Source organism: Streptomyces sp. NPDC004610 (assembly GCF_040609715.1).
Classification (GTDB): Bacteria; Actinomycetota; Actinomycetes; order Streptomycetales; family Streptomycetaceae; genus Streptomyces.
The window spans coordinates 195,554-220,925 of the sequence record NZ_JBEXLA010000013.1; the positions used below are offsets into that span (position 1 = coordinate 195,554).

Below are 25,372 nucleotides of genomic sequence, written 5' to 3' on the forward strand. Positions count from 1 at the left end.
ACGGGGGAGTCCCGAAATGGCGTGAAGTCAGCTATCTCGTAAGTACTTTGCTAGCTTGCGACGGATCCGATCAACCCCTCGATCGTCGTCATCTCCTTGTGCGCTCCGAGGTAGCCGATCCCCCGCGCCAGGTGGATGGTGAGCGTCTTGGAGACGTTCTCGTCCGTCGGCTCCAGGCCATCGGTGACGCAGCGCTGCTTGAGGAGGGCCAGGTAGAGATCGCCGTGCTGGCCGGCGAAGGTCTTCCAGGACATCTCGACGTTGGAGTCGGTAACGACGTCCTTGACCAGGGGGGTGGAAGCGTCTGCCAGGGAGAGGGCCAGGGCCCAGCGGCACAGGACGTTCCACTGGGAGATGCCGGTGGTGCGCTTGAGGCGCACCAGGCGGTCCTTGCTCGGGATGGCGAGACGGATGCTCTCAAGCGACATTCTGTGCTCCTGCATTCCACCAGTAGCCCTCGACGACACTGGTGGTGAAGTTCGAGTCGTCGTGAACCAGGGTGTAGGTGCGGGCCACAGACTTCTTGAGGCGGCCAAGCAGGTACTCGTCGATCTCCTCGTCGGTGGAGAGCAGCAGAACCTGGTCGCTGGCGTACGGGAAGTAGCGGTCGACAAGGTGCTCGCGGTGGCGGCTGTCAAGGCGGCCGAGAGGGGTGTCGATGACGCTGGGCAGGCGGTTGCCTGCGACCTTCATCAACCCCCAGAGAAGGGAAACCGCGAGGATCTGTCGCTCGCCAGCACTGAGGCGGCCTGGGTCGATCGGTTTGCCATTGGAGTCGGACAGGGCGAGTGTGAACTTGTCGGTGTCGATATGCAGGTCCTGGACCAGGCCCTGCTTCCGCATGAGCTCCTTGAAGCTCTGCAGCACGGCGACCTCGAGGCGGCTGATGTGGCGCTGGAGCAGGACTTCTCCGAAGCGCTCCAGCGTGCCGCGGGCTTTCTCCGAGTACCGGATGATGCGTTCGACTTCTTCGGCCTTGACCTTGGTCCGTACGAAGTTGTTGTGGGCCCGCTCGAGAGCAGCGGTGACGTACTCGCGGCGCCGCTTCAGCTCGGTGACCCGCTGCTCGTCTCTGGTGACCTCTGCCTGGACGCGAGAGAACTCCCGGAGCTGCTCCTCGCGCGCCGCCTGGAGGGCTTTCAGGGTGCTCTGCTCTGGGACACCCGCCAACTGCCGGTCGAGCTGGTCTACTTCCTCAGCGGCAGACGCGGTCAGGGTGAGGAGCTCGGTAGCTCGGTCCTTGTCGCGCACGAGAACTTCATCCAACACGGAGAGCTGGGCCAAGGCGTCGTGGGGGAGATTGAGATCCACCTTCAGGGTGGTCGACTTCGAGCGTTTCGCCCGGTCTTCCTCAAGTTTCCCTACGACCTCGGCCTTCGTGTCTTCTGGCAGGAGGGCGAGCAGCCACTCGTCGCGCTCCACCAGGACATCGAGGATTTGACCAGCCTCCGCGGCCGCCATCTCGTGTTTCGCCTGCTTACGCACATCCTTCAGCTGCGAGCCCATCATCAGCAGGGGTAGTGGCCCGGCGGCGATCTGGACCAGAGTCGAACGGAGCTCGGTCAGTCGCTTGGTAGCCCGCTTGTGCTCCTGCTCAAGCTCTACGCGACGCTCGAAGAGGCTACCTCCTGCGTTCTTGAACTCTTGCTCCAGGGAGTCAAGTTCGCGCCTAGCCTTGCCCAGTTCAGACTCACGCTGCGCCAAGTCTTGAGAGGCCATGTCCAGTTGCGTCTGGACGGACTTCTGTTCCTTCTCCTGCGCTTGGATGCTGTCCATCAGGTGCTGTTCCTCGTCGGACAGCTTCTGGCGACGTTGCAGTGCAAGGAGGTCGGTACGGAGCTGCTGCACGGTACTCACACCGAGCAGGGAGTGAACAGCAGATTCGATGACCGAGGCGGCACGCTCCGGGTCCGCGAGGGACTCGATCTTCTCGCCGTCGAAGAAAGACAGCGAGGCAACCTCGAGGGGGAGGAGGTCCTCAACGTGATCTGCCCAGCCCTCGCTGAGCAGCCGGTTGAACTTGGCGTCGGGCTCGGCTCGGTGGCCGGGGCTGGCCTGGTCTTCGTAGTCCTCGTCTACGAAGACGTTGAGGAACTCTTTCAGGGACTTCCCGCTGGTGTGCCAGCTGCGGATGACCTTGTAGTAGTGCTCCTTGCCATCCACTGTGACAGTGAATTCCAAGGTGACCGACGAGCCGCGGGTGGGGTCGTGCTGGCGGTTGATGCTCTCGCGGAGAAAAGTGTCGTACGACTTGTTGCCCCGGCCGCTACATCTGGCGCGAGGGCCGTACAGAGCCAACTGGATGGAATCGAGCAGGGTCGTCTTGCCGCAACCGTTGAGACCGCCGATCAGGATGATCGGCTTGTTATTCTTCACGGTGAGGTCAAGCGACTGCTTACCCCGATAGGCCCCGAACTCTTCGAGGGTGATCTTACGCAGAAGCATTGATGTCGGTCTCTTCGTCGAGAGTCGGGTTGGTTGCTACGTCTACGTCCTCGCGCCACTTCTTCTTGCGCTGGGCGAAGGCGAATGCGTCATCGCGATCCTCGTAGAAGCCCTTCTGCACGGCTCCTTCGAGTGCCTGGAAGAGGCCGGAACGCCTGGCCATGGTGCGGTACTTGCGCTCTACGGAGAGCAACTCGCGGACCATGTCGTAGTGCAGCTCGTCGCCGTCGCAGATCTCCTTCAGGAGGTCCATCTCGTCGGCGCCCATGACGAGCTGCTCATCGAGCGGGCCGCCAGGGAAGTTCTCGCCGGTGGTCTGCTGGTAGATCTTCGGTACGGAGTCCTCAACCTCATGCTTGTCGAAGACCCAGATGCGCCGGATCTCGTGAAGCTCATCGAGGGTAATCAGCTCGATGTTGCTGACGTGTTCCGGGGCGTTGGCACGGATCCAGGTCTGTGCGGTCAGTAGCTCCGTGAGCCATTCCTCCCGGTACCTCTGGAGGTAAGGGCCATGGACGATAACGTCCTCACCGTCGCTGCGACGCTCAAAGATATTCACTTGGCCGTTCATACGGCGGAAGTCACGGGCTGGCTTGTCGGGCCGAGGGTGAGGGAGCTTCTTCCCCGGCTGATAGTCAGGGTCTTTCTTGTCCTCGACGAACCCGAAGGGAGAGTCGAGCTTGTCCCGCAGCTCCAGGAGTGGAGTCATCCACTCCTTCTCTTCGTCGTTCCGGATCATCGCTGTCATGGACTTGTCTTGCTCGACCAGAGTGCATGTCCAGCAGCCGAAGCGGCTGGAACCGCAGGACGGGGTGGTCGAGTCGACGACGAGCGGGCACTCTCCATCCTCGGAGGCACCCTGGTACATGCTGAGCAGGTCGTGGTTGTTGTAGCCCCAAGGGTTGGGCTTCTGCATCAGGAATTCCCACACATCATCGTTGGTCCAGTCTTCGACTGGGCTGTAGACGAGCGAGTTGGGGAGATTCGCGTTGGGGGAGAGACGGTCGCGTACACGCCGCTTCTCGTGCTTCTCCATCGCGCGGGCACGAGCCTGGCTCTCGGTCTTACGGATGCCGAGCACCATGATGGCCTCGCCGTGGGCGGCGACGACGTTCCGGATGAACGAGTTCGACGGCTTGATCTTCAGGCGCTCGGTGCACCAGCGGAACTTCGGGCGGGGGGCCGGGTAGCCGCGGCCGATGAGATTGACCCAGAAGGTGTCCTTGACCTCGGGGGTCAGACGGTGCGGCTCGACGGGCAGACCCTGTGCGGTAGCTGCCTTCTCCATCGCCTCTAGGGACGTGGTGACCCAGGCGGCCACCACAGGGTTCTCGACCAGGGTGTCTGTGCTGATGACGTGAACCGTCTTGGTGAGCTTCTCGGCCGGCATGTCTTTGAGCGCTGTCCAGACCAGCTGGAGGACGGCAGTGGAGTCCTTGCCGCCGCTGTAGCCGATGACCCAGGGGACATCGTCCGCGGTGTACAGCTCGCGGATCTCATCAGTCAGCTCGGTTTCGACCTCGTTGAGCGAGCGGCCGTCGAACGCCAACCGCCGGACAGAGGGGATGCCAAGAGGCAGAGGGGTGGTCATGCTGCGCCTCGCAGGTAAGCGTCTTCCACCCGCTGTTCCTCAGAGCTGAGCTCGAGGCCAAGGTGGTTACGCAGGTAGGTCACGGTCAGGGTCACGTTCTGGTGGCTCTTTGATACGCGGCCACCGACGATGGCACGTCCTTCCCAGTCGGTGTTCGACCGGGTCCAATCCACCTTCTTGAGTGGGGTGAGCTGCTTCTTCCACTTGGAAGGTGCGGTGGAATCCCGGAACAGGGAGTTTCCGATGCGTCCGAGGGCGTGGAGGGCGATGCCGTGGCTGTGGATGAAATCGCGGCGCATCTCCTTGGCGGAGAGGTCCCTGCTGCGGACCATGGCCCATTCCGGGATGGTTTCATCGATCGCCTCCCAGTATGACTGGGCGAGATCTGTAGCAGCCTCCGGCTTGAGATCCAAGCCCTGAAGGAGGGCTTGGGTGCCGTAGTAGAGGGCGCTCAGGGTGAACATCATCCGGGAGCGGGCCGAGAGGTTGCTCTTCTCCATCTCGACGTAGCCCTTGAAGACGCTTGATCGTCCGGCCATGACACGGACCACCTGGGAGGCGAGGTCCCGGTGGTCGTAGAGGACACCGATGGAGCGTGCCGGGCGGACCGCATGCCGATTGAGGTCAGCGAACATCTGCTGCGACCGAGCCAGACCATCGTCATGGAAGAAGACGACGGCGATCGTCTCCTCGCCGAGATCGGGGTTCTCCTTGAGCGCGAGCTCGATAGCGGCGCGGCGGTGCTGCCCGTCGTTGATCAAGAATCGGGAGTCCATGGGAATGTGGAGCTGGCCGGTGCGGAAGCCGGCGCCATCGGTGCTGTGGCTCTCGAAGTCCATGTCGCCGTCGACGGAGGCGGTGAGAGCGCTGAAGACGTAATCGCCCGGATTGTCCAGGATGTACTTGGACAGGGCGGGGAGACGTCCCTTGTTGAGGACGCGCTGCGCCCGCAGCTCAGGGGGAAGTTCGTCCTCGTCGAAGATGAAGATCTTGGGGATCAGGCGCAGGGGGCACATTGAGACGTAGAACTCTCGACCTGCCTGAATCCCGCGGATCGCGGGGAAGGTGTACTCGAACCCTGTGGATGTACGTGGGGCGACGACTCGGGTCGCAGGTGCCGCAGCTTCGTTCTCCACTTCGGCAACTTTAACGTACTGACGCTCATTGCTGTCCCTCGGTTGACGTACCAAGGTGTCCTCCGATGTGTGCAGGTCACAGTGGAGGTAGTGCACGTGACCGACGAAGCGCGCGTGCTCGTCTTCACCTATTGCCATCCGTGAGGATGACGGGTGGCACGTCTGGTGTTGACGCACGTGAGACGTCCTGCTGCGCGTTAACTCCTTAGGCGTGTACGTTAACTGATTGACGTACGTGGTGATAGGAAAACGTCTCAGAAATGGGTGGCTGTTGTGGTGGCGTATCTGGATGTGGCGGCGACGACGCGGGTCGACCCCCGGGTAGCTGGCGTGGTCCTTCACTGGATGACCGAAGATTTCGGGAACGCCGGCAGTCGTACCCACGAGTACGGGACCCGCGCCAAGAAGGCGGTCCAGGAAGCGCGGACATTCCTGGCGGGAACGGTCGGAGCCAAGACGGAAGAGGTCATCTTCACCAGCGGAGCGACCGAGTCCAACAACATCGCCCTCCTCGGGATGGCGCCGTACGGCGAGAAGCACCAGCGGCGGCACATCATCACCTCCGCCATCGAGCACAAGGCGGTCATCGAGCCCCTCGTGCATCTGCAGAGCAAGGGCTTCGAGGTGGACTTCCTCGAGCCGGGGCCATCAGGACGGATCACCGCGGAGGCCGTGCTCGAGAAACTGCGTCCGGACACCCTGCTGGTCTCTCTCATGCATGTGAACAACGAGACCGGTGTTATCCAGCCTGTCGCAGAGCTTGCCGAGAAGCTGCGGAAGACGCCGACCTACTTCCATGTCGATGCCGCGCAGGGGTATGGGAAGGTCCCAGAGGACCTCAAAGCGCCCATCGACATGATCAGCATCAGCGGCCACAAGGTGGGGGCCCCGAAGGGCGTGGGTGCGCTTGTCACTCGCCGCCGGGGATGGGACAGGGCTCCGCTGGAGCCGATCATGTTCGGCGGGGGGCAGGAGAGGAAGCTCCGGCCAGGGACGCTCCCCGTGCCACTGATCATGGGGTTCTACGAGGCGGCCAAGATCTTCGAGGAGGGGCAGGTGCGCTGGGAGCGCGAGGCTCTCGCGATGCGGGAGCGCATGCTCGCTGCGTTCGGCAAGACGCGCTTCCATATCAATGGCGACGCGGATCACTCTGTACCGCACATCTTGAATGTGACCTTCGACGGCTTGAACGCAGAGGCGCTGATCGTCCGGGTCAAGGATCAGATCGCGGTCGCTACTGGGTCCGCGTGCACCAGCGCCTCCTACACGCCGAGCCACGTCCTGACTGCCATGGGACTGCCAGAAGAGGTGGCCACTAACGGGCTTCGTTTCTCCTGGTTCCCGAGCCAGGTCGCGGACTTCGACCCGGAGGAGTTCGCGGCGACAGTCGTACGGATGCAGCCCGACGCTTCCTGAGGGGGACCGGGCCCGAGGTAAGGAATCAGTCAGCTGCGCGGTGCACCAGACGGTGGCCGCGCAACTCGCGTCCGCAGCGGATCAGCTCGGCTTCCCACCCGTTCTCGGTACCGATGAGGTGTGGGCGTTCGTACAGGCCGGCTCTAAGCTCTGCCTGCGTCAGGCGCTCGTATTTCGGGGCGTACGGGTCGTCCGGCGTCAGAAACTCGTGCTTCCGGTGGAGCAGCGGGCGGTTGGCGGAGTTGGCGTAGGAGATGTGTGAGGTCTCCAAGGTCGTCAGGTCTACGAGGTACGAGGACGAGATCCGTGGGTGGGGGTCGGTGTCGAACTCTGGGTAGTCGAGCCAGCTCACTGCGCGTCCCTGGTGCTTCAGCTTGGCGATGGTCCATTCCTGGGGACGGCCTGCCGCGATCGACGCGCAGTGCTCGTACAGGCGGAGGATGGTCGGCATGTGGTCGATAGCCCGACGGTGCACGTAGAGGGCGGTCGGGGTCAGCTTTCCGATGGCTGAAGCATTCATCGCGCCGCGCACGTACGTGTCGTCCCGGAGCTTGAGGAGTAGCCGGTCGGAGCGCAGGCAGGCTTCCTTGTACGAGGAGAAGAAGGCCCGGACGTCTAGTTGGACGCTGAACGGGAGGCTGCTGAACGGGCCGCGGCCGTTGAAGAGTTCAACGGCGAGGAATAGCAGCGTGTTGAGGGTAGTGCGCTTGCCTCCCTCGACGACCTTCCCGGGATCGGCGGAGTCGCGGACCAGCCGCTTCAGCTCGCCGGGCTTCAGATGCGCCAGGAGCTCTGCCACGTTGCGCGGCATCTCTTCCACCCTTGGCGGGCGCCCCCGGCGCTCGACGTGGTCAATGAGGGCGGTGATCGCTGAGGCGGTGTCTTCAGAGGCAAGCCACTCGGCATCCGGGACGATCCGGTGCGCGAGGTAGCCGAGGCGCGCGGCATCGTCCTTGAAGGCGTAGACGATGCCTGGAGCAGCGGATACGCACCGGGTACCGGTGACCTGTTCGACGTAGTTCCGGAGTTCGCTTGCACCGAAGAGGTGCTGGAAGGTCTGCCTGCTGGTGAGTAGTCCGTCGCCGAACTCTTCGCCTCGAACCTTGGACTTTTCCCACGTGAGCCGGGCGGACACGATGAGCACCGTCTGGGCAAGCTCCCAGGCTTGCTTGAGGGTCTGACGGCGTTCGGAGGGGTCCTCGATGACGTTGAGGACATACGTGAGCAGCACGACGTCGGTGGGCGCGAGTCTCGTCTCAGGGCGGTAGTACGGATCCCACCCGGCGATCTGGCAGACAAGTCTTTCCAGAGAGCGAACGTCTCCACCGCGTCCGCAGCCGTAGTCGAGGACTGTGCGGTCCGGCGCGAGCTGTCGGTCGGCGAGCGCTTGGCGCGCGGGCACGGAGAGTGCGGCGCGGCCGATGGCGGTGCGTCGACGGTCGCTATTCCATGACTCCTGCATCGCGCCTCACCGTGTTTCACGTGACCTTGGCAGGATAGCCAGGTGGGTCGGCGCTTCAGCGCAGTTTCAGGAACTTCGGGCGGGGTGAGAGAAGGCGCGGACGCGGTCTTGGCCGTTCGGAGGGCTCAGGGCAAACACTTCAAGGCCCAACCGATCGGAAGCAGAGACTGGTGGCGCCGATGTTGGCGTGAGGTGTCCTTGACCAGGCGGCGAGTGCTTGATGCCCTTGGACAGTCGGGGAGTCGATCTCGGGGCTCTCTTGGTGTCCAGACTGGTTCCGCGTGAGCTCGTCCGACCCGATGGCAACGGCACGGTGCCCGTATGAGATTGAGACGCGGCATGGCGACCGCCGTCGTAGCCGGCGGTAGTGTCGCCACGACGATGCTCGTGGGTCTGGTCACGAACGCCGTGTCCGAGACGTCGCACTGGCCGGCCTGGCTCGGGTGGATGCAGGAACACGCGTGGTTGTCGTTCGTCATGCTCGGAGTGGTCCTGGCCGGGTTCACTGCGCTGCTCGCCATGTTGCCGACATCGGGGCGAGCGACAGCAACGCGGAACCACTCGTGCGGGCCTATGACGGTTCCGGGACGCCGGGGCGCGCTCGTGCTGCGTTCGCTGCCGCGCGACACTGCCGCCTCCACCGACCGGGCTGCGGAGCTCGACCTGTTGAGGCGGTCTGTGGCGGCGTCGCAGGAGAACGGGCAGTCGCTGCCGGTCCATGTGATCGACGGGATGCCCGGGGTCGGAAAGACGACCTTCGCGGTGCACGCCGGCCACGTGCTCTCTGAGCGATTTCCCAACGGGCAGTTGTTCGTGAACCTGAACGGGCATACGCCGGGGCGGAATCCGGTGCAGGCGACGGAGGCGCTCGCTTCGTTGCTCGCGGCCACTGGGGTGCCGACCCAGCAGACACCAGTTGGGGACGACATCGGCGCCGTCACCGAGGCACGAGCAGTCATGTGGCGGAGTCGGCTGGCCGATCGAAAGGCGTTGCTCATCCTCGACAACGCCGCCAGTTATCGGCAGCTGGAGCCGCTGCTGCCGGGAGGGAACGGATGCCTCGTGCTCGTGACCAGTCGTCGGCGGCTGGCTGCGTACGAGGAGGTCGTGATGGCCGTTGAGGCGTTGCCACCGGAGCATGCGATCGCGTTGTTCACGCAGCTCAGCGGACGGCCTGCGGAGAGTTTCGACCGGGCCGTGTTGGAGGAGTTGGTGCGGCTGTGCGGGTGTCTGCCGCTCGGGGTGTCTCTGCTCGCCGCGCGGTTGCGGCACCATCCCGCCTGGAGTGCCGAGGATCTGCGGGGGCGGCTGCTGGTCGCGCGGGATCGGCTTCGGGAAATACGGGCCGGGGAGCGAGCGGTGGCCGCGACCTTCGATCTCTCGTATCGCGATCTTCCGGAGGAGCGGCAGCGGTTCTTTCGTCGGCTTGGTTGTACCCGGGTACCGACAGCGTTCGTCCGCGACGTCGACGTATCGTGGCTGCTGGACCAGGGTGTGGGCCACGAGTTGGCGGTGGTCGAAGTCTGGCCAGCGTTCACCGGCCCCCGGTGTCGGGGGACAGTGGCCGATGGAGACAAGGCTCATGGCGAAGTCGTCGTCGAGTTGACGCACGTACCAGGTCCGGGAGTCGCAGCACTGGCAAGTTCCTCGATCTCGGAGAGCTGCTCGTCGGTCAGGGGATTAGGTGTGTCCATCAGGCTGCCCGCTCGTCGCGCTCAACCAGTTGCCCGCGTTAAAACGGGCTCCGGCGCGGACGAGGGCCACGAGGTGGGGCGGGTTCACAGCAAGGCCAGCGGCGCGGCTGCCAGTTGCCCCTGATACACCGACCGGCACCGTGTGCTGGCGGCCGTCCCGGGCGACTGGTACTGCGCGAGTCTGCGCGTCGCATTGCGAGAATGCCCCGCCCGCACGCCAGGACGTCCGCGGCGCGCCAGCCAACTACTGCGATCCGCAGCAACTGACGTATTTCGCCTACGTATTACCATCCCAAATCGGTATCAGGCGGTCTGACACCTTGACGCCACCGGATAGGATTGCAGCGGCGGAAAAGGCACCCCCGCCGCAGTGTTATCCCCTGCCGTTAAGGCGACATACCGCCTGACCTGCGGAAATGCTCTTTGGCGTGCGCTCGTGGCTCCTCCAAAGTGGTCGTCGTGCCGGAACGCCGGCACCTCAGACCGGGAGGGCAAGAATGAGCAGCACCCAGGGCACCCCCATCGAAGGACGCGACGCTAGATGGCGAACGATCTCGTGGCAGTGGCGCTGGCCTCAGCCTTTGGAGATCACCGGGCCTGTGACGTCCGGCCTGCTATTGGCGATGGTCGCTGGATACGTCCCTGAGGGGCCAGCCACGCTTGGCACCACCGCCGCCTTCGCTCTCCATGTGGTGGCCACGCTCATTACGCGCTGCCTCAGGCGCACTCGCGAATAGCCCGGTAACTCGTCAATGCCCTCGGGCTGCCACGACTGCTGTGGCGCGGGCCATGGAATTCTGCATCGCCAAGGTCGCGGCCGACGGTGCAGATCTGCGCACCCCGGAGGCCCTTGACGCGATTGCCAGCGACTTCCACTGTGGGGCCACGGTGGGCTGATCAGGGAGTGCCTGGCCCCAGTCCCAGCGGGGCAGGGTCGCCCGGGCGCGGGTCGTACAGCGCCCGCCCGCCGGACCTGAACTGGCATCCTCATTGCTGACGACACCCAGACCTACATCTGGGTGTCGTCGGAGTACTCACCAGGCTCGTACGGTCCCAGACCACCGCTGATCATGCGCGGCTGCTGGTCGTCGCGCAGCGTTGCCAGTCCTCGTTCTGGGGAGTGGTGTGGAGGCCCTGTACACCGCGCTGATGGTGGACATTCCCACACTGATGTGGCAGCGCATGGTCCACGGGGAGCGTGGTGAGGGCAGCGGGCTCCTGTCGTGAGCCTTGCCCGCGCCCTGATGGCCAGGGATGTGGGAAAATCGGGAGTGCAGCGCGGGAAACGATCTTCACGGCCCCGATATCGACCCTGACCAGCGAGTTCCGTCGGTGCACCACCAACCACATGAAGTGGGCGGCATCGCAGCAGCGATGCCGCCCACTTCGTCGTTTCCGTACCTCCCCGGCTGTGAGGAAGCTCTCAGGGGTCCGGTGTGATCTGTGTCATGCGCGGAGGTAGGCGAGGACGGCGAGAACGCGGCGGTGGGTCTCCTCGGCCGGGGGGAGGTCGAGCTTGGTGAGGATGCCGCTGATGTGCTTGCCGACGGCGGCCTCGGAGACGACCAGTTCACGGGCGATGGCGCTGTTGGACCTGCCCTGCGCGATCAGGCCCAGCACCTCGCGCTCGCGGGGCGTGAGCCGCTCCAGGGGGTCGCGGCGGCGGCGCAGCAACTGGCGGACGACCTCGGGGTCGACGACCGTGCCGCCCGCGGCGACCTCGCCGAGGGCCTCGGTGAACTCCTCGACCTGCCCGACCCGGTCCTTCAGGAGATAGCCGACGCCGGTGCCGTCGCCGGAGTCCAGCAGGTCGGAGGCGTAGGTGCGCTGGACGTACTGGCTGAGGACCAGGACCGGGAGGGTGGGGCGGGCCTCGCGCAGCCGGACCGCCGCGTGCAGGCCCTCGTCCTGGAAGTCGGGGGGCATCCGAACATCGGTGAGGACGATGTCCGGATCGTGCTCGCCGACCGCGGCGATCAGGGCCTCGGCGTCGCCGACCGCCGCCACGACCTGGTGGCCGCAGCGCTCCAGCAGGGCGATCAGCCCGTCGCGCAGCAGCACGCTGTCCTCGGCCAGTACTACGCGCAGGGCTCGGTCCACTCGCAAGGGATCTCCACGGACAGCAGGGTCGGTCCGCCCGGCGGGCTGGACAGCGAGAGTTTGCCATCGAGGACCGACACCCGGTCGGCAAGGCCGGTCAGACCGGTGCCGGAGGCGGGCGAGGCGCCGCCGCGGCCGTTGTCCCGGACCCGCAGCAGCAGCCGGCCGTCCCGGTGGCCGCCGCTGATCTCGGCCCGGTCGGCGCCGCTGTGCCGGGCCACATTGGCGAGCGCCTCGCACACCACGAAGTACGCCGCGGACTCCACGGACCGGGGGAGCCGGCCGGTCAGGTCCAGAGCGACGTCCACGGGGACCGCCGAGCGGTCGGCGGCGTCGGTGACCGCGGCCACCAGGCCGTAATCGGCCAGCACCTTGGGGTGGATGCCGTGGATCAGCTCGCGCAGCTCGGCCAGGGCCTTGCCGGCCTCCTCGTGCGCGGTGGCGAGCTGGTCGGCGAGCGGGCCGGGCGGGACGTCCAGCCGGGCCAGGCCCAGCGTCATGGTCAGGGCCACCAGGCGCTGCTGCGCCCCGTCGTGCAGATCGCGTTCGATGCGGCGGCGCTCGGCCTCGAAGGCGTCCACCAACCGGACGCGGGAGCGGGAGAGTTCGACCACCCGGGCGCCCAGATCGGCGTCGCGCGGGGCGATCAGCAGCCGGGTCAGCTCGGCGCGGGCCCCGGCGGCGAGCCCCAGGACATAGGCGCACAGGGCCAGCAGGACCACCCCGAGGACGGCGACCCCGCACGCGGCCGGCCAGCCGGTCACCGTCCACGCCTTGAGGATCTTGGCCTCCTCGCCGCCGCCGATGAACGCCATCTGGAGCGGGGTGGTGACCAGGGAGAGGGGGGAGAGCAGGGCGATGGTCAGCACCAGGGCGTCCACCGGCCACAGCAGCACCGCGAACAGCAGTGCGTACCCCAGTTCCCGCCAGGTGGACGGCTCGCGCAGCCGGGAGCGCAGCCGGCGCCAGGCCCCGCGGCCGGGCACCGGGCGGTGCGGGTCGGGGGCCGGGTCCAGATCGACCAGGCCCAGCCTGCGCCGCTCCAGCCAGGCCACCGGCAGCCCCACCAGCGCGGTGAGCACCAGCAGCGGCAGCCCCACCAGCATGATCGCCAGCACCCCGCCGACCGCCACCGCGACCACGATCCCGACCAGCGTGACCAGTCCGGCCAGCGCCCCGGTCAGCAGATAGGCCACCGACCGCCACGGCCACAGCGACCTCACGAACCCGGGGCCGGATATCGCCTGCCAGACGGTACGGGGGTGCGTTCCGGCGGTCATGCCGGTCACGGTAGGGCCAGGCGGCGGGCCCGCACCATCGGGCCAGGGGGTGGGGCGGGGGTAGGGCCGGCACTACCCGGAGTGTCTGTTCTGCCGCAATGTGCCGGGCGGGGGCTCGCGGTTGAGTGGGGGAGCCGGAGATGACGAGGGGGGGTGGGTGGTGGAGTGCGCCGGGATGTGGGGGAGTTCGGGGATTCCGCTCGCCGCGCTGCCGCTCGCCGCGCTGCTCGGGAACCTCGCCGGATACGTCGTCGGGCGGCGTCGGCACGGGCTGGTGCCGGCCTCGATGCGCCGGGGCGGGCGCTTCGCCGGGCACATCGAACGGGCCCTCCCGCTGATCGAACGGCGGGGCGGCTGGGCGGTGGACGGATTTTCGAGAGGATGCCGAGACCTGTGGGGGACAGAGGGATGAGTGACGACGCTGTTCGGTTGCGGGGCGTCAGCAGGCTGTACGGGGCCGGGGACAGCGCGGTCGCCGCGCTGGATCAGGTCTCCCTGGGGTTTCCCCGGGCGACCTTCACCGCGGTGATGGGGCCCTCGGGGTCGGGGAAGTCGACGCTGTTGCAGTGCGCGGCGGGGCTGGACCGGCCCACGGCCGGGTCGGTGAGTGTGGGGGGCACCGAGCTGACCAAGCTCAGCGAGACCAGGCTGACACTGCTGCGGCGGGAGCGGATCGGGTTCGTGTTCCAGGCGTTCAATCTGCTGCCCTCGCTGACCGCCGAGCAGAATGTGGCGCTGCCGCTGCGGCTGGCCGGGAAGCGGGTGCCGAAGGCGCGGCTGCGGGAGGTGCTGGCGCAGGTCGGGCTGGGCGACCGGGCCCGGCACCGGCCGAGCGAGCTGTCCGGCGGGCAGCAGCAGCGGGTCGCGCTGGCCCGCGCCCTGATCACCCGGCCCGAGGTGCTGTTCGGCGACGAGCCGACCGGCGCGCTGGACTCCCAGACCAGCCGTGAGGTGCTCACCCTGCTGCGGGGCATGGTCGACCAGGAGGGGCAGACCGTCATCGTGGTCACCCACGACCCGGTCGCCGCCGCCTTCGCCGACCGGGTGGTCTTCCTGGTCGACGGCCGGGTCAACGGCGAACTGGTCGGGGCCGGTGCCGACGAGATCGCCTCCCGGATGACCAAGCTGGAGGCCACGCCGTGCTGAGCACCGCCCTGCGCACCCTGCGCACCCGCTGGGTCACCTTCGTCGGCAGCTTCGTCGCCCTCTCGCTCGGCGTCGGGCTGATCGCCGTGATGGGGCTGGCCCTCGCCTCCTCGCTGGACGCCCCGGACCGGGGGCCGGAGCGGTTCGCCGCCGCGCCGGTCGTCGTCCAGGGGCAGAACACGCTCACCGTGCCCACCCCGATCGGCGAGCGCAGCCAGGATCTGGCCGCGCCCCGGCCCGTGCCCGGGGAGGTCGTCGCCGGGCTGCGGGAGCTGGGGGCCGTGGTCGAGGACCGGTCGTTCGCCGTACGGGCGGAGGGCGGGCCGGAGGAGTTGGTCGGTCATCCGTGGGGGGTGGCCGCTTTCGCCCCGTACGAGATCGTCTCCGGGCGGGCGCCGGAAGGGGCCGGGGAGGTCGTCGTCGCCGGGGAATGGGCGCGGGTCGGGGAGCGGGTCCGGACCGACCGGGGTGCGGTGACCGTCGTCGGGGCCGTGCGGGGGCTCGGGTTCGAGGATGCCCTGTTCTACGAGGATGAGCGGGCCGCCGCGATCGCTCCCGTCAGTCTTCAGCTCGTCGTGGACGCCGGTGCGGCGGCCGTGCGGGACGTGGTCGGTGGGACGGGGGCGCGGGTGCTCACCGGGGGCGACCGGCGGTTCGCCGACGCCGATCCCGACCGGGACAGCGAGGCGCTCACCGCGATGAACGCCATGTTCGGGACGGCGGGCGGGGTCACCGGGTTCGTGTCGGTGTTCGTCGTCGCCTCCACCTTCGCCTTCGCCGTCGCCCAGCGGCGCCGCGAGTTCGGGCTGCTGCGGACCGCCGGGGCCACCCCGGGCCAGATCCGCCGGATGGTCGTCGCCGAGGCGCTGTTCGTCGGGGTGCTCGCCTTCGCCGCCGGCTGCGTGCTCGGCTCCTACGGGGCGCCGAAACTCGCCGCGTGGGCCGTGGACGAGGAACTCGCCCCCCGCTGGTTCACCATCGGCGACTACACCTGGCCGTACCATCTGGCCTTCTGGACGGGCCTGCTGGTCGCCCTGTGCGGAGTCGTCGCCGCGTCCTGGCGGGCCGGGCGCACCGGGCCCACCGACGCGCTGCGCGAGGCGTCCGTGGACACCCGCGCGATGACCCGGGGCCGCCGGCTGACCGGCGGGGCACTGCTGCTGGCCGCCGCCGCGACCCTGGTCCTGGCCCTGGCGACCAACCCCGGGGAACTGCTCCAGCGCAAGACGTACGTCAGCCGGCCCATGCTGCTGATCACCGCGGTCGCGCTGCTCGCGCCGGTCGTGGTGCGCCCGCTGACCCGGCTGGTCGCCTGGCTGCCCGCCCAACTGCCCGGCGCGGGCGGCATGCTGGTCCGGGAGAACGCCGCCGCCGGGGTGCGCCGCACCGCCGCCGTCGCCGCGCCCGTGCTGGTCACCGTCGCGCTGGCCGGTTCGCTGCTCGGCGCCACCGCCACCCTCGACGAGGCCAAGGCCACCGAGGTCCGCGACCGGACCACCGCCGACTACGTCGTCACCCCGGGTACGGACACCGGCCTCGACGCCGCCACCGTCCGGCGGCTCGCGGCGGTGCCGGGCGCCGAGACCGCCGCCGGGGCGTCCAGCGCGGTGTACGTGCTGGAGGAGGGCGTGGCGCTGATCCGGTCCGACGCGCGGGCCGTGGAGCCGGACGCGCTCGCCGCGACCGCCTCGCTGCCGCTGGCCGCCGGGCGGGTGGACGCCCTCGACGACGACTCGATCATCGTCAACGAGGAGTGGGAGCGGCACACCGTCGGCGACCGGGTCGACATCTGGCTCGGCGACGGCACGAGGAAGTCGCTGACCGTCGCCGCCGTCATGACCACCGGCACCGGCGACAACGGCGTCTACGTCACCCCGCGCAACGCCCCCTCCGCGCCGGTCGACCGGGTCGACGTACGGGTGGCGGACGGGGCCGTCGCGGCGGCCGTGGGCGAGGCGCTGCGGACGGCGGCGGGGGCGTCCGGGGCCCGGGTGCTCGACCGGGACGCCTGGGTCGCGGCCACCTACCGCGAGACCAACCGCACCACCACGATGGGCTTTTTCCTGGTCCTCGGGATCGCCCTGCTCTACACCGGGATCTCGCTGGCCAACACCATGGTCATGGCCACCTCCGACCGGGTCCGCGATCTGGCGGTGCTGCGGCTGGCCGGGGCCACCAAGTGGCAGCTGCTGCGGCTGGTGGGCGCGGAGGCGCTGATGGTCGTCACCGTCGGCGGGGTGCTGGGCGCGCTGGTCGCCGGGCTGAATCTGCTCGGGATGTGGGGCGCGCTGGGGCTGCTCTCGGTGTGGACGCCGATCGAGATCCCCTGGGGGACGCTCGGCGCGGCGGTCGGGGCGTGCGCGGTCCTCGCGGTCGTCTCGGCGGTGGCCCCGGCGGGGCTGTCGCTGCGGCGGCGGGCGGCGGGCGGTGGGGTTGGCGGGGGTGCGGGAGTGAGGGAGTGGGTGGGGTGAGTGGGGTGGTCCTGGTCGAGGGGGGCCAGGGTCAGGTGGCGCGCGTCAGTGTCCCGAAGTCGGACAGTGGTTGATGTCGGCGTCCGGATCTAGGAGCACCTCGCCTACCTGGCGGAGCACGGGCGGCGTCGGACGGTCACGCCGGGGACGCGGTGGGCGGCCATCCGGCGGGCCGGGCCGGTGGTGAAGGAGGCGGGCAGGGGGGTCGGGGAGTCGGGGGCGGGGGCGGGTGCCGGTGGTCGTGCGTTGTTCTTCCGTCGTCATGAGCGAGTCGAGTCGGCGGCCGTCGCGAGGGGGGGCGGGCAGCGTGTCGTACTCGTGGAGCATCCGCGGGGTTCAGCGGTTGGCCCCTGTGGCGGGCCGCGTCGATCACCGGGACGGGCGCCGGATCTGACGAGAAACGGTCGGCGGTTGTACGGTTCCCCGACGAGTCGATGTTCGAGTGAGCACGTGTGCGGCACGTGTATGGGGGAGGCGATGGCCGTGGGTGAGGCCGAGGCGCGGATTCCGTGGGTGGCCGGTTTTGCCGGGCGGCCCGCTCAGGGGCAGGGCTCACCCAAGGAGGAGGGCCGGGCGCTGCGCGAGCGGGTGCCGCGGCGCTCGCACGCCCTGCTGGACATCGACGCCGGGCGCCCCGGCGCGGTGGCGGCGGTCGAGGAGTCCAGCCGGGGCCGGATCCCGGAGCTGGCCCCGCTGCGGGTCGGCCGGATGGCGGCCACGCCGTTCGCGTTCCTGCGCGGCTCCGCCGGGCTGATGGCGTACGACCTCGCCCGCACCCCCATGACCCGGATCGGCGCCCAGATCTGCGGCGACGCGCACGCCGCGAACTTCGGTCTGTACGGGGACGCCCGCGGCCGGCTGGTCATCGACCTCAACGACTTCGACGAGACGGCGCACGGCCCCTGGGAGTGGGACCTCAAGCGGCTCGCGGCGTCGCTGGTGCTGGCCGCGCGGGAGGCGGGCGCGGGCGAGGACGTCTGCCGGGCGGCGGCGCGGGACGCGGTCGGCGCGTACCGGCGCACCATGCGGCTGCTGGCCCGGCTCCCGGTGCTGGACGCGTGGCACGCCATCGCCGACGAGGAACTCGTCTCGCACACCGACGCCCACGATCTGCTGGGCACCCTGGAGCGGGTCTCGCAGAAGGCGCGGGCGAACACCAGCGGACGGTTCGCGGCGAAGTCCACGGAGCCGACGGAGGACGGCGGACGCCGGTTCGTGGCGGCGCCGCCGGTGCTGAGCCGGGTGCCGGACGCGGAGGCGGCGGCGGTGGTGGCGTCGCTGGCGGGGTATCTCGCCTCCCTCCCCGAGGACCGCCATCCCCTGCTGGCCCGGCACGCGGTGCACGATGTGGCGTTCCGGGTGGTCGGCACGGGCAGCGTGGGGACGCGCTCGTACGTCGTGCTGCTGCTCGACCATCGCGGGGAGGCGCTGATACTCCAGGTGAAGGAGGCGCGGCCGTCCGCGCTGGTGCCGCAGCTGCTGACCGCCGGGTTCGAGGTGCCCGAGGTGGCGCACGAGGGGCGCCGGGTGGTGAGCGGGCAGAAGCGGATGCAGGTCGTCAGCGACATCCTGCTCGGCTGGACCACGGTGGACGGACGGCCCTTCCAGGTCCGCCAGTTCCGCAACCGCAAGGGCAGCGTGGACCCGCACGCCCTCTCCGCCGACCAGCTCGACGACTACGCCCGGATGACCGGCGCGCTCCTGGCCCGCGCCCACAGCCACAGCGCCGACCCCCGGCTGCTCTCCGGCTACTGCGGCAAGAACGAGGAACTCGACGAGGCGCTTGCCGCGTTCGCCGTCACCTACGCCGACCGCACCGAAGCGGACCACGCGGACCTGGTGAAGGCGGTGAGGACGGGGCGGGTGGCCGCGGAGAGGGGGGTGTGAGCGGAGGTCGGCGAGGGTACGCCGGGGCCTTGTCCTCCCTCCCCGCCCCGGCCGGGGTCCCGTGGCCTACGCTGGGGCGGATGATGACCCCGGAAGCAGAGGACACGCGGCCCGAGGCGCGGCTGGAGAAGGCCGTACGGGCGGCCGAGCAGGCGCTGATCGAGTACGAGATCGCGGTGGAGACCTTCCGGGTCGAGGTGGAGAACTTCTCCCGGCTGCACCACCAGAAGCTCGGCCCGATGTACGCCCGCCTGGAAGAGCTGGACGCGCAGATCGCCGAGGCCCGTGCCGCCCGCAGCGGTGCCGCCGAGGATCTGGCCACGGCCCAGGAGCTGCGGGCGCGGGTCATGCCCATGCCGGACGTCGAGGAGCTGTTCCACGGCTGGATGGACGGCGAGGGGCTCTTCCCCGAGGCCGTCGCGATGCTCACGGACCAGCCGGTACGGCCCCCGCAGCGGGTCCGCCCCAGCGACGAGGCCCGCCGCCGCTACCGCGAACTGGTCCGCAAGGCGCACCCCGATCTCGCCCAGGACGAGGACGAGCGCGCCCGGCGCGAGGAGTTCATCACCCGGGTCAACGCCGCGTACGCGCGCGGCGACGAGACCGAGCTGAGCGAACTGGCCGAGGAGTGGGCCGCCGGACCCCGCCCCAAGGATCTCGCCCCCATCGGCAGCGAGGAGCTGTACGCCCGCCTCGAATGGCTCGCCCGGCGCAAGGAACTGCTCACCGTGGTCGCCAAGGAGCTAGAGGAGAGCGCCATCGGCTCGATGCTCAGGCTCGCCCCGGACGACCCGGACCGACTGCTGGACGAGATCGCCGACCAGCTCATCGCCGAGGTGGCCCGCCGCGAGGCCGACCTCGCGGCGGAGGCGGCGGCTCCGTAGAGGCCCTCGCCACCGACCCCGTCGGCGCCCCGCCGGCCGCCCCGCACCACCCGGGCCGGGTCCGGTAGCGTCGGCCCCATGACTTTCGGAGCTGGTGTGCCCACCGTGCGGGTCGGGGACCTCAAGGACGGCGACTTCCTGGTGGACGTACGGGAGGACGACGAATGGCGGGCCGGTCACGCCGCCGGGGCGCTGCACATCCCGATCGGTGAGTTCGTCGCACGGTACGGCGAGCTGACCGAGGCCGCGCCGCAGGACGCGCGGGTGCATGTGATCTGCCGCTCCGGCGCCCGCTCCGCCCAGGTCACCCAGTACCTCGCCCAGCAGGGCATCGACGCCGTCAATGTGGACGGCGGGATGCAGATCTGGGAGGCCGAGGGCCGCCCCGTCGTGACGGACGGCGGCGAACCGGGCTTCGTTCTCTAGACCGGATCCGGGCCGGATCCAGGCAGGCTCCAGGTTGGGTCCAGGCCGGATCCAAGCAGGCGCCAGGCACCCCCAAGGCGGCCTGGCCCGGCTGGCCTGCGGGGGTGTGCGGGGCGGCGCCCGGCTGAGTACCGTTCGCGTTCGAGCGCCGTCGGCGCGGAGTGCGGGCCGGACGGACACGGGAACGGGGCGGGGCGGCATGGACGCGGACGAGGCGGCACCCCAGGAGCCGGGGACACCCCTGGACGCACCCCCGTCCAGGCCCCCCGAGGACGACCCCGGCACCGGCATACCCGACACCCCCGCCATATCTGACGTATCCGGCATAGCGACCCTCGCCCTCCCCTACCGCGTCGGAGTCGCCCTCGCGCTCGCCGCCGTCGCCGTCGCCGTCTGTGTCCACCTCGGGATGGTGTTCCTGCACGTCGCCCCGTCGAACACGGTGAGCAAGCAGCACGCCGCCACGATCGACGACTGGGTCTACCCGGAGTTCGAGCAGAACTGGAAGCTGTTCGCCCCCAACCCCCTCCAGCAGAACGTCGCCGTCCAGGTCCGCGCCCAGATCCGCACCCCGGACGGCGCCGTCCGCACCACCGGCTGGTACGACCTGTCCGCCGCCGACGGCCGCGCCATCGACGGCAACCCGCTGCCCAGCCACACCCAGCAGAACGCGCTCCGCCGCGCCTGGGACTACTACGCCGCCACCCACGACGGCGACAACCGCGCCACCGGCCCGCGCGGCACCCTCGCCGAGACCTATGTACGGCGGCTGGTGGTGCTGCGGCTGGTGCGCGAGGGCGCGGCGGGGGAGGGCGGGGCCGTGGAACGGGTCCAGGTGCGCTCCAGCACGACCAATGTGGCGCCGCCGTCCTGGAGCGAGGAGGAGATATCCCTGGAGCCGGTGCACCGGGTGCTGCCCTGGTGGCAGGTGCCCGCCGGGGAGCGCACGGGGGACTCCGAAGGCTCGGGGAGCACAGGTGGCACAGGTGGCACGGGTGGCTCGGGGGACATGGGATGAACCGTTTCTCGCTCGCCGTCTCGCGCGCCATCTGCCAGGTCACCGAGCGCCCGCTCGGCCCGTACCAGAGCGCGGTGGTCCGGATCGGGTTCGCGGCGACCTGGCTGCTGTTCCTGCTGCGCGAGTACCCGCACCGCGCGGAGCTGTACGGCCCGGACGGCCCCTGGAGTCAGGAACTGGCCGAGCAACTCGTCGGCATGAACGGCGCGTTCACCGCGCTGCTCTGGTCCGGCAGCACCGTCTGGTTCGAGACGGTCTACGCCCTCGCCGCCCTCTCCGCCCTGCTCCTGCTGCTGGGCTGGCGCACCCGCACCATGTCGGCGCTGTTCATGGTGGGGGTGCTGTCGCTCCAGAACCGCAGTGTCTTCGTCGGCGACGGCGGCGACAACGTGCTGCATCTGATGGCCCTGTACCTGGTCTTCGTGCGCTGCGGCCGGGTCTGGTCGCTGGACGCCCGCCGGGCGCGCCGGACGGCGGCGGCCCGCGCGCGCGGGGAGCGGGTCACCGACCGCACGGGCCCGGTCCTGTGGACGGTCCTCGCCCTCGCCCTCCTGGCCGTGACCGTCTCGGGTCGGCTGGACAGCGAGTGGACGGTGCCGGTGCTGCTGTGGGGGGTGCTGGCCGGGACCGCCCTGTGGTGGGCCGCCGGGCGCCTGCCGGACGGCGCCCAGCCGCGCACGCTCCTGGACATCCTGGCCAACATCCTGCACAACGCCGGACTGCTGGTGATGATGGCGGAGGCGTGTCTGATCTACGCCACGGCCGGCTGGTACAAGATCCAGGGCTCCCGCTGGCAGGACGGCACCGCCGTCTACTACCCGCTCAACCTGGACTACTTCTCCCCCTGGGCCGCCCTCGGCGACCTGTTGACCGCCAGCGGCACCCTGGTCATGGTGATCACCTACGGGACGGTCTTCGTCCAGATCGCCTTCCCGTTCGCCCTGCTCAACCGGCGGGCGAAGAACGTGCTGCTGGCCGCGATGATCACCGAGCACGCGGTGATCGCGGTGGTGCTGGGCCTGCCGTTCTTCTCCCTGGCGATGATCGCGGCGGACCTGGTCTTCCTCCCGACCTCGTTCCTGCGGCGCCTGGGCCGCCTCGCGTCCCGCCTGACGCCCGGCCGGGCAAGACGAACGCACAAGGACGAGGAGGGGAAGGACGGGAAGGAGGGGAAGGAGGAGACGCCCCCCACCACCCCCGTAGGCTTCCCGGCATGAACGACCCGCTGAGCGCCTGGCACCGGGCGGCCGACTCCTCGGTCCTGCTGGACGGCTTCCACGCCCTCAAGCACGCCCTGCGCTTCGGCGCCGCCGTCCCGGTGGCGGTCACCACGGACCGTACGGCGACCCTGGCGCTGACGGCCGACCTGGCACCGGACCTCACCGACCGCCTGGCCGCGCTGCTCACCGAGGTCCCGGAACCGGCGTACCGCGCGCTGGTGCCGCGCCCGCACCCGACCGGCGTGGCCGCCCTCGCGGTACGCCCGCCGCGGGCGGCCCAGCGGGAGCGGCTGGCCCGGCTGCCCCGCCCGGCCCCGGTGGTCGTCCTCGACAACCCGCGCAACCTCGGCAACGCGGGCGCGGTGATCCGGCTGGCGGCGGGCTTCGGCGCGACGGGCGTGATCACCACGGGCACGCTGGACCCCTGGCACCCGACGGTGGTGAGGGCGGCGGCGGGCCTGCACTTCGCGACGGCGGTCGAGCATCTGGCGGTCGCCGACCTGCCTCCGGGCCCCCTGTTCGCCCTGGACCCGGAGGGCGAGGACCTCCGGGACGTGAAGCTCCCCGACGACGCGGTCCTCGCCTTCGGCTCGGAACGCACGGGCCTGTCCCCGGAACTCCGCTCCCGCCCCGCCCACCACCTGTCCCTCCCGATGACCCCCCAGGTCAGCAGCTACAACCTGGCGACCAGCGTGGCGATGGCCTTGTATCACTGGAGCTTGGGGAAGCGGCCCGCCTGAGGGGGGCGGGGGCGGGGTTACGGGGCTTTTGCCGGATGCGGAGGGCTGCGGCGTTGCTGTGAGCGGGCTTTGACGGGGCATCGGCTTTCTCGGGGATTTCTGCGTGTACGGCACTTCATCAGACGTCCTTGCGCGGTACGCCTCGCTGCAACATCTCGCGCGCTCGCTCATGAAGGGCCTGTGCGGCAGGATTCGTGAGGAACGGTTTGAGTGACCTTCTCATTGAGTTGATTCTCTGATCAGCGCGGCCGGACTGTACGAACGGGTAGTCGTCCATTACCTGACTCCACGTCGCGCAAGCAGCTTCCAGATGGCCCATGCTCATCTGCCGTTCTGCGAGTGTTGCCCCATCCAGGACTGCCCGGCGACGATGACGCTTGTTCTGCAAAGAGGCATATCGCTTCAGTGACCGCACAGAACCGGCCGTATCCCCTAGCCCGTATTTCACTTGTGCGATGTCGTACTCCAGAACGGCGTCCCGGTAGTGTCCCATCACTACCCTGCTGGAAGCATTTGTCCTGCCGATCTCTGTTTCCGCTTCCCGAAGGAAGGCCAACGCTGACCTTTGGTCGCCTGTCAAGGCGCTGGCATATGCACGCTGCCCGGCCAGAAAGGCCCGCAGGTTGGACTCGATCGACTTTCCTTCATTCATTGCCGCAGAAGTCAGCCGAAGCGCTGTTCGGCTATGTCCCAACTGAAGGGCCTGGGAACTCATGCCATGCAGCGCAAGGGAATATGCGTTCCTGTCGCCCGACGCCCTCGCCAGTTCCATCGCCTTCAGATAGTAGCGCTGCCCCAGATTTTGCTGCCCCTCATCAACGGCCATATATCCTGTCAGATAGCAGAGGTCGGAGGCGGCGGAGAGCATTTTGCCGCGCACGGAGTCCGACCCTTCCGCGGTCAGATACGGTGCAATCGTGTTCACGATGAACGCCGCCGCTGTCGGGCGGGTATCCCGACCGCCAAATTGGTAGTCAAGATCGGAGAATTGTTGCGTCATGGCAACAACCATCGCGATCTCGCCGTTCCCGATGCGTCGCACCCTGCCCGATTCGGCGGCGGTGATTCTCTCTACGGCATCATGCCAGTTGGGAATCATCATTGCGGTCGAGAAAATTCCGGCGCCAAGCACGCTGCGACGGGCCGCGTCCATATCAAGCCTCCCAAGCTCGACGAGTTCCTGAACTATCCCCATTTCTGAGGTTGCGGGTGCGGCGGGTGCAGGGAAGCCGGCTTCGATATGCGAAACCGCCCGATTCAGTCGGCGGGCCAACGCCTCAAGGACAATGAGGCGAACTGACTCACGAGGTAAGTGTCCCTTGAGCCATTGATTTACGGACGGCTCTTTGTACTTTAGGTGCATACCTCTTTCTGCGCCGATCCGATTCACCGACAGCGCGAATTGCCGTTGCGTCCACCCGGCCTCCCGATGCAGCCTGTCCAAATTCAGATTGGGAGTCTTCACTGACTCTCGCCCCCGGCGCTGGTGTGGATCTTAATTTCTTAAGCCCTGGTACTGGCTCAACGGTACCGCTCTGCGTCACGAGCCAGTTGCCTAGAGTCATGAGAGCGATACGTAAGGCGTGCGGGAGTCACCAGGCACGACAGGTGATCCGGCAACACCCCCACTGCCGGGCCACCGACACGGCGCACCTCACCTCCGCGAGTCCCCCGTTGCCCGTGGCTTGAGCCACCAGCGGCGGGAAGGGGTCCCGGCTCGTGCGCGCACCCCCTGCCACGCGCGTCGGGACCCACACCCACTCTCCCCCGGACAAGGAAACGCACATGGGCGCCACTCTCCCCAAAGGCTGGACGTACTTCCAGTCACAGCCTTCCCCCCAGGGCGAACCCGCGCACTGGTACGCCACCCCGCCGTACGGCGCGCACGTGTCCGTGCTGCACGAGAAGTACGGGGCGCGCAATTCCAGCGACTCGGCATGGAGGCTCGCTCACACGGTGTGCGCGGCCACCTGGCCGAAGCTGTGTCAGGAAGCAGCCGAACAGGTCGCGCTGTACGAGCAGCTCACCGAGGGCGAGCGGTGAGCGTCCCCGCAAGACGTGCCGGCTGCTCCACCAAGTGCTCCGCGCCGTCGGACGGGACGGCAACGCCCTGGGCGTGCGCGTCGTACTGGCCTCCATGACCTACCACGCCCGTGCCGGGCACCCGAACACCCGACTGCCCCTTCGCGGCTGGGCATGACCCAAACAGAAAGTGCACGAGATGAGCAACGACGACGACCTGTTCGGCCTGATCGGGGATCTCGGAGCGGCGGTCAACGCCGCCAAGGATCCGGCTCTGGACCCCCAGTTGCAGGCGCTCGCGCGGCAGGCCGCCGAGAGGGCAGCGGCCGAGCTGGCGCAGCACAAGCCCGACAACCCCCAGTAGACCCCCGTCCGGCCACTTGACGACGGCGGTGGCCGGACGGGCCAGCAAGGCACCCGACCGACAAGGAGAG

Annotated in this window: 21 protein-coding genes; 13 read left to right on the forward strand and 8 right to left on the reverse strand. The window is 68.8% G+C overall.

Translation table 11 applies throughout. From position 1 onward, the window contains the following. Positions 1-50 precede the first annotated feature (50 nt). The 4 genes from dndE to dndB are packed head-to-tail and all read right to left on the reverse strand — an operon-like array spanning position 51 to position 5,172. On the reverse strand, positions 51-428 hold the full coding sequence (gene dndE, locus ABZX40_RS17275) for a DNA sulfur modification protein DndE (protein ID WP_355739252.1): 378 nt from the start codon (positions 426-428) through the stop codon (positions 51-53). Further along, positions 418-2,445, reverse strand: a complete 2,028-nt coding sequence (gene dndD, locus ABZX40_RS17280) for a DNA sulfur modification protein DndD (protein WP_355739255.1) — start codon at positions 2,443-2,445, stop codon at positions 418-420. Before dndD ends, dndE begins: the two co-directional genes overlap by 11 nt. Beyond that, the gene (gene dndC / locus ABZX40_RS17285; protein WP_355739258.1) at positions 2,432-4,036 is read right to left on the reverse strand and encodes a DNA phosphorothioation system sulfurtransferase DndC; all 1,605 of its coding nucleotides are present in this window, start codon (positions 4,034-4,036) and stop codon (positions 2,432-2,434) included. Before dndC ends, dndD begins: the two co-directional genes overlap by 14 nt. Next, the gene (dndB, locus tag ABZX40_RS17290; RefSeq protein WP_355739259.1) at positions 4,033-5,172 is read right to left on the reverse strand and encodes a DNA sulfur modification protein DndB; all 1,140 of its coding nucleotides are present in this window, start codon (positions 5,170-5,172) and stop codon (positions 4,033-4,035) included. The genes dndC and dndB overlap by 4 nt, the downstream gene beginning before the upstream one ends. 273 nt (positions 5,173-5,445) lie before the next feature. Between dndB and dndA the strand changes: the two genes are divergently transcribed. After that, entirely contained in the window at positions 5,446-6,588 is a 1,143-nt protein-coding gene (gene dndA / locus ABZX40_RS17295) for a cysteine desulfurase DndA (protein ID WP_355739262.1), read from the forward strand. 25 nt (positions 6,589-6,613) lie between these two features. Here the strand turns inward: dndA and ABZX40_RS17300 are convergent, their stop codons facing one another. Next, positions 6,614-8,050, reverse strand: a complete 1,437-nt coding sequence (locus tag ABZX40_RS17300; protein WP_355739264.1) for a DNA phosphorothioation-associated putative methyltransferase — start codon at positions 8,048-8,050, stop codon at positions 6,614-6,616. 339 nt (positions 8,051-8,389) lie between these two features. Here ABZX40_RS17300 and ABZX40_RS17305 point away from each other — a divergent pair, with 339 nt between their 5' ends. Further along, on the forward strand, positions 8,390-9,868 hold the full coding sequence (locus tag ABZX40_RS17305; protein ID WP_355739267.1) for an NB-ARC domain-containing protein: 1,479 nt from the start codon (positions 8,390-8,392) through the stop codon (positions 9,866-9,868). Between the two features lie 1,322 nt (positions 9,869-11,190). Here ABZX40_RS17305 and ABZX40_RS17310 read toward each other — a convergent pair. Beyond that, the gene (locus ABZX40_RS17310) at positions 11,191-11,850 is read right to left on the reverse strand and encodes a response regulator transcription factor (RefSeq protein WP_355751208.1); all 660 of its coding nucleotides are present in this window, start codon (positions 11,848-11,850) and stop codon (positions 11,191-11,193) included. Then, on the reverse strand, positions 11,823-13,124 hold the full coding sequence (locus ABZX40_RS17315; RefSeq protein WP_355751211.1) for a sensor histidine kinase: 1,302 nt from the start codon (positions 13,122-13,124) through the stop codon (positions 11,823-11,825). The genes ABZX40_RS17310 and ABZX40_RS17315 overlap by 28 nt, the downstream gene beginning before the upstream one ends. 175 nt (positions 13,125-13,299) lie before the next feature. On the opposite strand from ABZX40_RS17315, the gene ABZX40_RS17320 reads away from it, so the two are divergent. The 9 genes from ABZX40_RS17320 to ABZX40_RS17360 all read left to right on the forward strand — a co-directional run bounded on the left by ABZX40_RS17320 (position 13,300) and on the right by ABZX40_RS17360 (position 22,916). After that, positions 13,300-13,536, forward strand: coding sequence for a hypothetical protein (locus ABZX40_RS17320; RefSeq protein WP_355751214.1), 237 nt, complete (start codon positions 13,300-13,302; stop codon positions 13,534-13,536). Beyond that, positions 13,533-14,270 carry an ABC transporter ATP-binding protein gene (locus tag ABZX40_RS17325; RefSeq protein ID WP_355751217.1) on the forward strand — a complete coding sequence of 246 codons (738 nt, stop codon included), beginning with the start codon at positions 13,533-13,535 and terminating at the stop codon, positions 14,268-14,270. The genes ABZX40_RS17320 and ABZX40_RS17325 overlap by 4 nt, the downstream gene beginning before the upstream one ends. After that, positions 14,264-16,741, forward strand: a complete 2,478-nt coding sequence (locus ABZX40_RS17330) for an ABC transporter permease (RefSeq protein ID WP_355751220.1) — start codon at positions 14,264-14,266, stop codon at positions 16,739-16,741. Before ABZX40_RS17325 ends, ABZX40_RS17330 begins: the two co-directional genes overlap by 7 nt. 465 nt (positions 16,742-17,206) lie before the next feature. Beyond that, a complete protein-coding gene (locus tag ABZX40_RS17335) occupies positions 17,207-18,628 on the forward strand; it encodes a DUF2252 domain-containing protein (RefSeq protein ID WP_355751223.1) in 1,422 nt (473 codons plus the stop codon). Between the two features lie 80 nt (positions 18,629-18,708). Beyond that, positions 18,709-19,512, forward strand: a complete 804-nt coding sequence (locus ABZX40_RS17340; protein WP_355751226.1) for a J domain-containing protein — start codon at positions 18,709-18,711, stop codon at positions 19,510-19,512. Positions 19,513-19,608: 96 nt separating this feature from the next. Next, positions 19,609-19,938, forward strand: a complete 330-nt coding sequence (locus tag ABZX40_RS17345; protein ID WP_355751242.1) for a rhodanese-like domain-containing protein — start codon at positions 19,609-19,611, stop codon at positions 19,936-19,938. A 199-nt stretch (positions 19,939-20,137) separates the two neighbouring features. Continuing rightward, positions 20,138-20,956, forward strand: a complete 819-nt coding sequence (locus ABZX40_RS17350) for a DUF5819 family protein (RefSeq protein ID WP_355751229.1) — start codon at positions 20,138-20,140, stop codon at positions 20,954-20,956. Beyond that, positions 20,953-22,173 (forward strand): HTTM domain-containing protein, encoded by a 1,221-nt coding sequence (locus ABZX40_RS17355; protein ID WP_355751232.1) that lies wholly within the window; start codon positions 20,953-20,955, stop codon positions 22,171-22,173. The genes ABZX40_RS17350 and ABZX40_RS17355 overlap by 4 nt, the downstream gene beginning before the upstream one ends. Then, complete coding sequence (locus ABZX40_RS17360) at positions 22,170-22,916, forward strand: TrmH family RNA methyltransferase (RefSeq protein ID WP_355751234.1); 747 nt, start codon at positions 22,170-22,172, stop codon at positions 22,914-22,916. The genes ABZX40_RS17355 and ABZX40_RS17360 overlap by 4 nt, the downstream gene beginning before the upstream one ends. Before the next feature lie 118 nt (positions 22,917-23,034). On the opposite strand, the gene ABZX40_RS17365 is transcribed toward ABZX40_RS17360, so the two are convergent. Beyond that, a complete protein-coding gene (locus ABZX40_RS17365) occupies positions 23,035-24,381 on the reverse strand; it encodes a tetratricopeptide repeat protein (protein WP_355751237.1) in 1,347 nt (448 codons plus the stop codon). Positions 24,382-24,701: 320 nt separating this feature from the next. On the opposite strand from ABZX40_RS17365, the gene ABZX40_RS17370 reads away from it, so the two are divergent. Together ABZX40_RS17370 and ABZX40_RS17375 are read left to right on the forward strand one after the other, a co-directional pair. Next, positions 24,702-24,959: a hypothetical protein gene (locus ABZX40_RS17370; RefSeq protein ID WP_355751240.1), complete on the forward strand. Its 258-nt coding sequence runs from the start codon at positions 24,702-24,704 to the stop codon at positions 24,957-24,959. Positions 24,960-25,137: 178 nt separating this feature from the next. Then, positions 25,138-25,302: a hypothetical protein gene (locus ABZX40_RS17375; protein WP_356009025.1), complete on the forward strand. Its 165-nt coding sequence runs from the start codon at positions 25,138-25,140 to the stop codon at positions 25,300-25,302. Positions 25,303-25,372 lie beyond the last annotated feature (70 nt).

What these genes read in the sequence shown, in the direction of transcription:
- dndE (WP_355739252.1), bottom strand. Translation starts at nt 428, where the DNA reads ATGTCGCTTGAGAGCATCCGTCTCGCCATCCCGAGCAAGGACCGCCTG.
- dndD (WP_355739255.1), bottom strand. Translation starts at nt 2,445, where the DNA reads ATGCTTCTGCGTAAGATCACCCTCGAAGAGTTCGGGGCCTATCGGGGT.
- dndC (WP_355739258.1), bottom strand. Translation starts at nt 4,036, where the DNA reads ATGACCACCCCTCTGCCTCTTGGCATCCCCTCTGTCCGGCGGTTGGCG.
- ABZX40_RS17300 (WP_355739264.1), bottom strand. Translation starts at nt 8,050, where the DNA reads ATGCAGGAGTCATGGAATAGCGACCGTCGACGCACCGCCATCGGCCGC.
- ABZX40_RS17305 (WP_355739267.1), top strand. Translation starts at nt 8,390, where the DNA reads ATGGCGACCGCCGTCGTAGCCGGCGGTAGTGTCGCCACGACGATGCTC.
- ABZX40_RS17315 (WP_355751211.1), bottom strand. Translation starts at nt 13,124, where the DNA reads ATGACCGCCGGAACGCACCCCCGTACCGTCTGGCAGGCGATATCCGGC.
- ABZX40_RS17320 (WP_355751214.1), top strand. Translation starts at nt 13,300, where the DNA reads ATGTGGGGGAGTTCGGGGATTCCGCTCGCCGCGCTGCCGCTCGCCGCG.
- ABZX40_RS17325 (WP_355751217.1), top strand. Translation starts at nt 13,533, where the DNA reads ATGAGTGACGACGCTGTTCGGTTGCGGGGCGTCAGCAGGCTGTACGGG.
- ABZX40_RS17335 (WP_355751223.1), top strand. Translation starts at nt 17,207, where the DNA reads ATGGGGGAGGCGATGGCCGTGGGTGAGGCCGAGGCGCGGATTCCGTGG.
- ABZX40_RS17340 (WP_355751226.1), top strand. Translation starts at nt 18,709, where the DNA reads ATGATGACCCCGGAAGCAGAGGACACGCGGCCCGAGGCGCGGCTGGAG.
- ABZX40_RS17350 (WP_355751229.1), top strand. Translation starts at nt 20,138, where the DNA reads ATGGACGCGGACGAGGCGGCACCCCAGGAGCCGGGGACACCCCTGGAC.
- ABZX40_RS17355 (WP_355751232.1), top strand. Translation starts at nt 20,953, where the DNA reads ATGAACCGTTTCTCGCTCGCCGTCTCGCGCGCCATCTGCCAGGTCACC.
- ABZX40_RS17360 (WP_355751234.1), top strand. Translation starts at nt 22,170, where the DNA reads ATGAACGACCCGCTGAGCGCCTGGCACCGGGCGGCCGACTCCTCGGTC.
- ABZX40_RS17370 (WP_355751240.1), top strand. Translation starts at nt 24,702, where the DNA reads ATGGGCGCCACTCTCCCCAAAGGCTGGACGTACTTCCAGTCACAGCCT.
- ABZX40_RS17375 (WP_356009025.1), top strand. Translation starts at nt 25,138, where the DNA reads ATGAGCAACGACGACGACCTGTTCGGCCTGATCGGGGATCTCGGAGCG.